General features: G+C 59.3%; 8 protein-coding genes. 4 read left to right on the plus strand and 4 right to left on the minus strand.

Translation table 11 applies throughout. The features are described from left to right. Positions 1-24: 24 nt before the first annotated feature. Positions 25-246, plus strand: coding sequence for a hypothetical protein (locus AAE029_RS35190; protein ID WP_371077577.1), 222 nt, complete (start codon positions 25-27; stop codon positions 244-246). Positions 247-397: 151 nt separating this feature from the next. On the opposite strand, the gene AAE029_RS35195 is transcribed toward AAE029_RS35190, so the two are convergent. Then, on the minus strand, positions 398-1,606 hold the full coding sequence (locus AAE029_RS35195; RefSeq protein ID WP_371077578.1) for an MFS transporter: 1,209 nt from the start codon (positions 1,604-1,606) through the stop codon (positions 398-400). A 212-nt stretch (positions 1,607-1,818) separates the two neighbouring features. Here AAE029_RS35195 and AAE029_RS35200 point away from each other — a divergent pair, with 212 nt between their 5' ends. Then, positions 1,819-3,336, plus strand: a complete 1,518-nt coding sequence (locus AAE029_RS35200; RefSeq protein WP_371077579.1) for a winged helix-turn-helix domain-containing tetratricopeptide repeat protein — start codon at positions 1,819-1,821, stop codon at positions 3,334-3,336. A 263-nt stretch (positions 3,337-3,599) separates the two neighbouring features. Here AAE029_RS35200 and AAE029_RS35205 read toward each other — a convergent pair whose 3' ends face one another. Beyond that, positions 3,600-3,998, minus strand: coding sequence for a RidA family protein (locus tag AAE029_RS35205; protein ID WP_371077580.1), 399 nt, complete (start codon positions 3,996-3,998; stop codon positions 3,600-3,602). Positions 3,999-4,413: 415 nt separating this feature from the next. On the opposite strand from AAE029_RS35205, the gene AAE029_RS35210 reads away from it, so the two are divergent. Both AAE029_RS35210 and AAE029_RS35215 read left to right on the plus strand, forming a co-directional pair. Beyond that, positions 4,414-5,934, plus strand: a complete 1,521-nt coding sequence (locus tag AAE029_RS35210; RefSeq protein ID WP_371077581.1) for an FAD-dependent oxidoreductase — start codon at positions 4,414-4,416, stop codon at positions 5,932-5,934. A 300-nt stretch (positions 5,935-6,234) separates the two neighbouring features. Further along, a complete protein-coding gene (locus AAE029_RS35215) occupies positions 6,235-6,972 on the plus strand; it encodes a hypothetical protein (RefSeq protein ID WP_371077582.1) in 738 nt (245 codons plus the stop codon). Positions 6,973-6,978: 6 nt separating this feature from the next. Here the strand turns inward: AAE029_RS35215 and AAE029_RS35220 are convergent, their stop codons facing one another. Further along, positions 6,979-8,352 (minus strand): ISNCY family transposase, encoded by a 1,374-nt coding sequence (locus AAE029_RS35220; RefSeq protein WP_371077583.1) that lies wholly within the window; start codon positions 8,350-8,352, stop codon positions 6,979-6,981. A 292-nt stretch (positions 8,353-8,644) separates the two neighbouring features. Next, a partial coding sequence (locus tag AAE029_RS35225) for an ISNCY family transposase (RefSeq protein ID WP_371077584.1) occupies positions 8,645-9,720 on the minus strand: 1,076 nt, incomplete at its 5' end.

Genomic DNA, 9,720 nt, shown 5'->3' on the forward strand with positions numbered 1-9,720 from the left:
ACCACAATGCCAGAACCGCGCGTGATGCAGAACGAGACAGAGAATCATTTTCAGACCAGAGATTTAAAGGGCGACGCCGAAAAAGGTTATAAAAAGGCGGGCAGCGTTATTTCGAAGGAAGCTGCCAAGCGGGCAGCGCGAGGCAAATTTGTTCATTTTGCTAACGCTAATGGCACTTTTGCTACTCCTGACGTGGATGCTCGGAGGAATTTAGCTAAGGCCTCGGCACGATCAGATATCCGCTAGCTTTAAGAGCCTGGAAACGACATCGACGTGAGAGTCGTGAATCGTACCCAATTCGGTGCGCCGTTCGAATTGGGAGATCTTGGGCGGTCATGCTGGCTCCCTTGGTGGAACCCGGCATCCACATGGATGCAGCACGCGCCAAGTGCTTCGATCATCTCCGCCGTCTCTCCGCCATCAAAAACACCGCCAGTACGCAGCACAGCAGGCCAAGGGACGATGGCAGCCCCTGATGTCCGATCAGTTGCATCGCCAGCCCTGTTGCGGGCGAGCCCACGATGCCGCCGATGCCCCATACGAAGGCGAAGGCCGCGTTACCGGCGATCAAGGCTTGACCGGTGAAACGCTCGCCGAGTTGGATCAGCGACATGGTGTAGATCCCGAACGAGACCCCGCCCCAGACGAAAACGAGCGGCCAGATGAGCCACGAGTTGAAGATCCACGGCAGCAGCAGACAGCCGGTCAGCGAAGCCAGGACACAGAATAAGAGGGTCCACCTCGAGCCAAACTGTTCGGCCACGCGCCCGAGCAGAATCTGCAGCATGGCATTGCCTGCGATGAAGCAGGTGATGAGCGATGCGATGCGCTCCTCGGTGCTGCCGAGGACGGCGCCATAGACGGCGAACAAGGAAAGCAGGATCTGTTCGAAGGCGGCTGCGGCGAAAACCGCGAAAAGTAGGAGCGGCGCCAGCATGAAGAAGCCGCCGACCGATGTTGCCCCACCTTCATGCGGCATCTTCGGCAGTCGCGGCACGACCGCAAGCACGATTAGGCCGCAGAGAAGAAAGGCCACGATGCCGATCATGAAGGGCGGCCAACCCTGCGTGCCGACCAGACCGAGCGACAGCGGGCCGATTGCGAAACCACCTGAAACGATCGATGAATAGAGGCCCATGATGCGGCCCCGGCGTCGCGCGGGCGCGATCGCGATCAGCCAGGTTTCACTGATCACATAAAGCGGATTGGCGAAGAAGCCGAGCAGGAAGCGCAGCGGCATCCAGGCCCAGACTTCCTGCGTCCAGGCAATCGCGATCAGGGCGAGAGCGGCCAGAACCGAACACCGGATCGCAAGCCGCGCCCCGCCCACGCGCCGCGTCAGTGCTGGAATGAAGGGGGCGGATATAATGAAACCCAGCGGCGTCATCGCTGCCGACAGGCCGATTAGACCAGGCGTCGTCCCCTGCCGCTCGAGGATGAAGCTGAGCAGCGGATAGGTCAGCCCCTGTGCCACGGCGAACACCGTGACGGTCGCGATGATGCCCACCATCGCGCCCCATGGGATCCGATCCTCTCGCAGTGGTGTCGCGCTGGGCAAGTGCCGGCGAACCTCTGCGGCACACGAAAACTGGCGATCCTGTGTCATTGCAGCATTCGCCTTATGCTTGCCAGAAGGGCTTGGCGATCTCTGCCTCGCGAGACGTTCGCCGCCCCCGGGGTGAGTATCGTTCATCGCAACTCCATATGGTTTGAGAGCCACAGGCCTCGACCTGAAAGAGGATGAATTCTGCAGGATACGAACAGCGTCGTAATTAAGCGCTTCCAAAAAGTTCTCAAAAAGCTCCAAACCGACTATAGATGCGCCGCATGCAGGGATCGCGCTTTGCCTTTGGTCCGTTCGTGCTTGATCCGGGTGCGGGAACGCTCCTTCGGGATGATGATCCCGTTGCCGTTGGCTATCGCGGGCTAAAGCTGCTTGCGGCGCTTGTCGGACGTCCGGGCGAAATCCTGGGCAAGGCCGAGTTGATGGACGCGGCCTGGCCGGGCACGGCAGTCGAGGAAGGCAACCTCACAGTCCAGATCTCCCAGCTGCGGAAGCTGCTTGGTCCGGCCGCCGACGGCGGTGAATGGATCGCAACGGTTCCGCGCGTCGGTTACCGCTTTACGGGAGCCATCGAACAGCTCAATGGCGCGAAGCGAAAACCCTTGCCGCTGCCCGACAAACCATCGATAGCCGTGCTGCCCTTCGTGAATATCAGCAACGATCCTGAGCAGGAATCCTTCGCGGATGGGTTGACGGAAGACCTAATCACCGACCTGTCCAGGATCTCAGGCCTGTTCGTCATCGCACGCAACTCGGCCTTTGCCTACAAGGGAAAGACGATGGACGTGCGCGTCATCGCTGAGGACCTTGGCGTGCGCTACCTGCTGGAGGGCAGCGCAAGACGCGCCGCGGGACGCGTACGCATAAACGCCCAGCTGGTCGACGCGGTGAGCGGCAATCATCTATGGGCGGAACGCTTCGATCGCAGGCTCGAAGAAATCTTTGTCGTTCAGGACGAGGTCACCGGCAAGATCGTGGAGGCGTTGCTCGGCCGGCTGCGCGCACCGCCGCCGCGCAATCGGCCCAGAAATCTCGAAGCTTACGATCTCTGCGTGCGGGCACGCAAGCTTATGGACGATTCGCCGCAGACGGCGCGGGAAGCGCATCTGATGCTCACGCGAGCGGTTTCTCTCGATCCGGAATACGCCGAGGCCTATCGCTGGCTCGCCATGAACCACTGGATGGGATGGGTACATAGCGGCGGACCAACGGAATCCGACCGCAGCGTTGCCTTGGAACTGGCGCGCAAAGCTGTGGCGATCGATCCCAACGATGCTGCCAGTCGCTGGATTCTGGCTTACTTGCTTGCCTATGAGCGCTGCTTCGCCGAGGCCGATGCGGAATTCGCCAAAGCGATCGAGCTCGATCCCAATGAGGCCGACACCTGGGCGGCATTATCCGACATCGCGGTCCTGGCCGGGCGGGTCGAGGAGGGCCTTGAGCTCATTCGCAAGGCATTCCGGCTGAATCCGTTTCCGGCAAGCTGGTACTATCTGACGCTCGGCCAGGCGCAATATGCGGCCGGCGAGTACGAAGCCGCTGTCGAAACACTGCGCAGGGACGAGACCTATCGCACAAGCTCACGCCGTTTTCTGGCGGCAAGCCTTGCCAAACTGGGCCGGCTCGACGAGGCGCGCGCAGAGGTCGAACTGTTCCTCGTCGGCAACCCGCATTTCACAATCCGTCACTGGGCCGCGACGGAGCCATTCCGCGACGCTGCGATGCTTGAGCATTTCGTCGATGGCTACCGCAAGGCCGGTCTTCCGGAGTGACGCGCCGGCGTGACCTCCCAAGTGACCATTCGGTCCAAAAGATGCCGGTCGCCCGACCCCGTGATGCTCTCTTGCTGCAACGCGAACCCCAGTCCCTGACCGGGCTGAGGCAAGGGAAGGGGGCGTTATTGGCACTGTTCGGCTTTGGCGTTTGTAATGTGCCACTGTGTTCTAATGCGGTGATTGCGCGAAGTCCCTATTCGATGACATCGCGAAATCAGATGCAAAACCGTCGCTTTAATCGACGGTTTCGCGAGAGAAAATCACGCTTTCGAAGGGATGCGGGCGATGACCTTGATCTCGAAATTGAAGCCCGCGAGCCAGTTCACACCGATTGCCGTCCAATTGGGGTAGGGCGGTTTCCTGAAAATCTTTTGCTTGACGGCCATGATGGTTCCGAACTGGTTCTCGGGATCCGTGTGGAACGTCGTTATATCCACGATGTCATCGAGCGTGCAGCCCGCGGCGTCCAGCGTCGCTTTGAGGTTTTCGAAGGCAAGTTCAACCTGACGTTCAAAATCAGGTTCGGGTGTTCCGTCGGAACGGCTGCCGACCTGGCCGGAGACGAACAAAAGATCACCTGATCGGATAGCGGCCGAATAGCCGTGTTCCTCGTAAAGAGCATGCCTGTTTGCAGGAAAGATTGCTTCGCGTTGAGTCATTCTTGATCTTCCTTCATCGTCGTTGAGCGGCCACCGATGAGCGCAGTGCGGCACTCCAAAGAGCTTCACAAGCTGCCGCATCATCTTGCATACGGCGCGTATGTGAAATAACCCCCATACGTGCCGTATGTCAATTTCATATACGGTGCGTATGTGAAATTGAGGATAGGATGGCGGCGCGCCCAGACGATGAAGGAGAACAGCGTCTGCTGATCGCGGCCTCCAAGGGCCTCCGCCGGAAAGGGATACTCAGCGCGGCATCGAGACGAGAGAGCACCGCGTGATCGGTTCTTCGGCAACAAATGGCACGTTGATTCTAGCCCGGCATGGTGGATGGTACTATTGTGCCACAATGACGACGATGTCTCCGCGCCGCGTTCACTCTGCGGTGCTCCATGCTTGCGGAGGACAATCCATGGCTGAAGAACACGCTCCAAGCGGCCCTGATCTGACGAAGGGCGTTCCCGCCAGCGCTCTTGATGATGGCAAGCTGCTCGGCCATGTCGGTGACAAGGACGTCCTGATATTGCGAGCGGGAGGCGACCTCTTCGCGATTGATGCCCTGTGCAGCCACTATCATGGCCCGCTCAATGAGGGGTTGGTCGTGGGCAGGACGATACGCTGTCCTTGGCATCATGCCTGTTTTGACCTTCGAAGCGGCGAAGCGATCCGAGCACCCGCCTTGAGTTCCCTGTCTGTCTGGCGCGTGGACGAACGCGATGGCCTTCTATTCGTTCAGGACAAACGCACGGACGCGAAGGACACTCGGCCGAATCCCTCGGGCGGGCCGGAAAGCATCGTCATCGTCGGTGGAGGGGCCGCGGGTTTCGCAGCGGCGGAAATGCTTCGTCGATGCAACTATCAGGGCAGCCTGGTTATGTTAAGCGCCGACACGGCCCCACCAGTCGACCGCCCGAACCTTTCAAAGGACTATCTCGCGGGAAGCGCGCCGGAGGCATGGCTGCCGCTGCGCTCGGCGAAATACTATGAGAAGGCGAACATTGACCTTCGGCTTGGAATGGAGGTTACGTCGATCGATGCGGCCGCGCGCGAGGTGGTAACTGCAAGCGGCGAGAAATTCACCTATGATTGCTTACTCCTTGCAACAGGTGCCGAGCCGGTGCGGCTGACCATTCCGGGCGCGGATCAGCCGAATGTTCATACGCTGCGTTCACTCGACGACAGCCGTGCCATTATAGCCGCAGCTGACGGGGGACAGCGCGCCATCGTGATCGGTGCGAGCTTTATCGGGCTTGAGGTAGCTGCTTCTTTGCGTACGCGCAATGTCGATGTTCATGTTGTCGCCCCGGACAAGTGCCCGATGCAACGGGTGCTAGGGCCGGCAATGGGCGACTTCATCCGGCGGCTCCACGAGGAGCATGGCGTGGTCTTCCACCTTGAGGAGACTGTCACTGCGATTGAAGGCACCAAGGTCAGGCTCGCGGGTGGAGCCGTCCTCGAAGCCGACTTTGTTGTGGCCGGCATAGGCGTCAGACCGCGCCTTGCCTTAGCCGAACAGGCAGGCCTGGCCATCGACAAGGGCGTCGTCGTCAATGCCTATCTGGAAACGAGCGTACCGGGAATTTATGCAGCGGGCGACATTGCGCGCTGGCCAGATCCCCATACGGGACAGAACATCCGAGTCGAGCATTGGGTCGTCGCGCTGCGCCTGGGGCAGGTGGCGGCGCGCAATATGCTTGGGCACCAGGAGAAATTCGAGTTCGTGCCCTTCTTCTGGAGTCAGCATTATGACGTGCCCATCAACTATGTCGGCCACGCAGAGCGATGGGATGAGATCGTCGTTGATGGCGACATCCAGGCAAAGGACTGCATGCTGCAATATATGAGCGCAGGGCGGCCGCTGGCAGCGGCTTCCATCTACAGGGACCTCGAGAGCCTCGAAGCCGAGGCAAGAATGGAGAAGGAGAAGGCCTAGCATTGGCCATCGGTGGTCTCCTTCACTTGAGGTTGATCCGAGATCTGGCCGCGTGCGTCCAGGCAATATATGGCAGCGATGTTGAACTGTCCGCGGTTGCACAAAGTAGAAATGTCATTTTGAACCGCCATACGGCACGACGACCAGCCCCGATCTGAGCGGCTGATCCGGTTGCAAGAACAGATCGGGGCGGGTGAGGGGCACCCCCTTCGGCTTTAGCTTTCTCACTGGCAATCGTTTCGCCGCCGGTCGATACTGGCTGGCACCTGCATGGCGCAGGGTAGGGAACAAGACCGCACGATGCTTCCGGAAATCAAGCTGCAGGGTGATGTCGACGTCGCTGCGCTCTCACCACTTCTTCGCGGGATGATCCTTTCGGTTTCCTACGCCGACAGTCAGGGAGGCATCGGGTTGACAGCGACCGGCGCCATGAACCGTAAGTTCGTGCATTGGGCTGCCCTTCACTTCCAATGGCCCGGCTTCACAGCCGACAACCTGTACAGCATGAACAAGGTGCTCAATGAAAGCGACATGCCGCCACTTTGGCCCGTGCGCGACATGGCCCGCCATCTGAAACTTCTTCGCAAAAACAAAGACGCGCTGCTGCCAACCAAACGCGGCCGAGAATTTTTGGCAAAACCGCAAGCCTTCTTCGATCTGATCGCCATGGATTATCTCTATTCGTATGTCCACGACACCGAACGGGAAAAGGAGGTGCGCGAGCGGTTACGCTGGTGGCGCCTGTTACTCAATCTTCTGAACATCAAGGCTAGAGAAGGCTGCTCACCGATCGACTTGGTGAAAGTCCTTTATCCAGACTTGGCGCCTCTGTCGGACACCGAAATAACCCTGGAAGCCTGGACGTTGAAATCCGATCTCCAGTATGGCGTCTTTCAACGCTTATGCTGGCTCGGCTTGCTCTATGAGGCGCGAGAAGGGCTCACTCTTCTGCAGGATGGAACCTTCCACAAGACGCCACTTTGGCCTGCTTGCCTGCAGTTGGAGTCGGATGCGCAAAGTGACATCGGCGTGCATTGACGATTTTTATTCCGCAGCTGGCTGTCTCAACAGTGCTTTCTCATGCCGCGCAATGACCGCCGGATCGTTCATGAAATCCTTTCGACGACCCGGTCCACGAGCGCGTTTGACGTAACCGTTTTTGTCGCTGTTGCTCTTTACGATCGGCTTCGTCTGCTGCTCCTGTCGTTCCTTGATATAGGCCAGAGCATCACCGAGCCGCTTGTTCTCGGTGATCGCGGCGTGCGTAACCCGCTGGTCCTTGTCGAACACCGTATAGGGCAGGGAATAGCCTTTCCAACGCACGTCCAGTCGACCGTCCGCATAAGCATAGGTCTCGACATAGCGACCAACCAGACCGCGCGTCACCTCGGTCTCCTCCAGCATGATCCGCTGGCGTTCAAACGAAAACGTCAACTGCGATCCGACATAGCGCTGCTCGCGCTTGCACAGGATCTCAGTCAACCGATCCGGCGCCAGGTTTATCGGCCGATGCAGGTCGTCTGGCCGGGCAGGGATGATCGCAAAGCGCTCATTGTAGTCCTCCACGAAGCTCGGCAAAAACGCATTGCCTGCCTCCATATTGTCGATGCCAGCCAGCCTTAATTCCTTGACCAGCCGATCCTGCAGCGTCCGGTTCATCCGCTCGACACGGCCCTTGGCCTGGCTGGCATTTGCACAAAGAATCTCGATGTTTAGTTCGCAAAGCGCACGCCCGAACTGGGTCATGCCCTGGCCGCCCTTGGCGTCCTTCTTCGCCACCCGGAACACTGAATGCTTGTCCGAGTAGAAGGCAACCGGTGCGCCATGACGCTTGAGATAGAGCGCCAATGCCTCGAAGTAGGTGAAGGCGCTTTCCGAACGCACGAAGCGCAATTGCATCAACTTGCCGGTCGCATCGTCGACGAACACCAGCAGCGAGCAAGGCGGTCCGCGATCCTCAAACCAGCGATGCTCCGACCCATCGATCTGCACCAACTCACCATAGGCCTCGCGTCGCAGCCGCGGCTGATGAAACGTCCGTCGCTGCTTTCGCGACAGCCAAAGGCCGGCATCGACCATCCAGTTGCGCACAGTCTCGCGTGACACACGCAAGCCATCGCGCTCGGCAAGCTTCTCGGCCGCCAATGTTGGACCAAAATCCGCATAGCGTTCGCAAACCAGCGTCACCGCGTAGTCGCGAATACCGTCGCTAATCCGGTTGTTCGACGGCCGCCCGATCGCCTTGTGGCGGATCGATGCCGCGCCGCCAGTTCGTATCCGCTCCAGCAGCCGACGCACCTGGCGCGCGCTCAGATCAAGCACATGTGCCGCCGACACCAGCGTCATCCGGCCGGCGATCACTTTCGATAGAATCTCGATCCGCTGCAGGTCGCGCTCGCTCATCGCAATCAATCCCATCCGCAATCTCCCACGTCATCAAAACGCGGGGAGAGTGACATTCCAACTTTGCAGAAACAGGACACTTCAACTTTGCGGCTACATACAATGTCACAGCTATTTAAAGAATAGACAAGGTAATCAATTTAGAAACGCGACACCATACTATCGATTATTACTGCGGTTTCAAGTGAACATATTTGCATAATACGCAGACGCAAGCCGCCGTCCGGGTGGAGCTGGTCAGGTTGCGCAGCCCGGTCGGCGGCGGATGGCTCCTGCCGCAAAATAAACTTTAGCTTTGACAACCCGATCACTCCGCCGCCTTCAGTTGCGCAAGGGCTTGCTGGCGCTTTGCGATAACCACGGGATCCTTGGTAAAATCGGTCTTTCTGCCAGGCCTGGTGCCACGCTTCTGGTAGCCATTGCCTTGGCTGCCGTCGCGAATACCGAACATATGATCCGTCTGGCCGGTGCGGCGCGGTCCGCCTTTGCTGCGCTGCTGTTGACGCCCCGCCTGCAGCTCAGCCACGATCGAAAGCATGTCATCGAGCCGCTTGTTCTCGACCACCTCAGGGCGATGCACGGAACGTAACGTGTCGAACGTCCTGTAGGGCAGGGTGGCTTCCCCGTCTGTGATCTCCAGGCGTCCGTCGGGATAGTCGCAAACGACAACCTTCTTACCCGCCAGCGCCGCTGCGCGAGCCGTCGGATCGAGAATGAACATCACCTTGTCATAGCGCAGCGTCAACGAATTCGACAGCTTCCGAACCTCCTTGCGGCACATCGCACCATCGAGGTTCTCATGCGCGGCAAACGGCCGATGCATGTCCTTCGGATTACGCGGTGCCTTGCCAAAGCGACGATTGAAGTCGGCCATGAACTCCGGCGCATAGGCGTTCGCCACCGCGATCGTGTCAATGCCGCGCAGCCGCAGCTCCTTGACGAGTCGATCCTGCAGCGTCTGGTTGGCGCGCTCGACGCGGCCTTTCGCCTGCGGGGTGTTGGCGCAGATGATGTCGATGTTGAGTTCGTAAAGCGCTCGCCCGAACTGCGTCAGACCACTGGTTCTGTCCTTCTCCGACGCATGCGTGCTGCGGAAGACGCCATGCTTGTCGCTGTAGAACGCGATCGGCTTGCCCCATTGCTGCAGATACGCCTTCGTCGCGTGCAGATAGTCGAAGGTGTTCTCTGAAGTCGCAAAGCGCAGATGCAACAGCTTGCCGGTGGCATCGTCGATATAGACGAGCAGGGCGCATTTCGGACCGCGGTTCTCGAACCACCAATGATGCGAGCCATCAATCTGGACCAGTTCGCCGAAACAATCGCGTCGGCCGCGCGGCTGGAAAACCCGCTTCTTGCGCTCGCGTCGCGACACCCAGATGCCGG

This window comes from Sinorhizobium sp. CB7, from assembly GCF_041357635.1.
Lineage (GTDB): Bacteria > Pseudomonadota > Alphaproteobacteria > Rhizobiales > Rhizobiaceae > Rhizobium.

Coding starts and splice junctions, on each gene's coding strand:
- AAE029_RS35190 (WP_371077577.1), top strand. CDS start 25: ATGCAGAACGAGACAGAGAATCATTTTCAGACCAGAGATTTAAAGGGC.
- AAE029_RS35195 (WP_371077578.1), bottom strand. CDS start 1,606: ATGACACAGGATCGCCAGTTTTCGTGTGCCGCAGAGGTTCGCCGGCAC.
- AAE029_RS35200 (WP_371077579.1), top strand. CDS start 1,819: ATGCGCCGCATGCAGGGATCGCGCTTTGCCTTTGGTCCGTTCGTGCTT.
- AAE029_RS35205 (WP_371077580.1), bottom strand. CDS start 3,998: ATGACTCAACGCGAAGCAATCTTTCCTGCAAACAGGCATGCTCTTTAC.
- AAE029_RS35210 (WP_371077581.1), top strand. CDS start 4,414: ATGGCTGAAGAACACGCTCCAAGCGGCCCTGATCTGACGAAGGGCGTT.
- AAE029_RS35215 (WP_371077582.1), top strand. CDS start 6,235: ATGCTTCCGGAAATCAAGCTGCAGGGTGATGTCGACGTCGCTGCGCTC.
- AAE029_RS35220 (WP_371077583.1), bottom strand. CDS start 8,352: ATGGGATTGATTGCGATGAGCGAGCGCGACCTGCAGCGGATCGAGATT.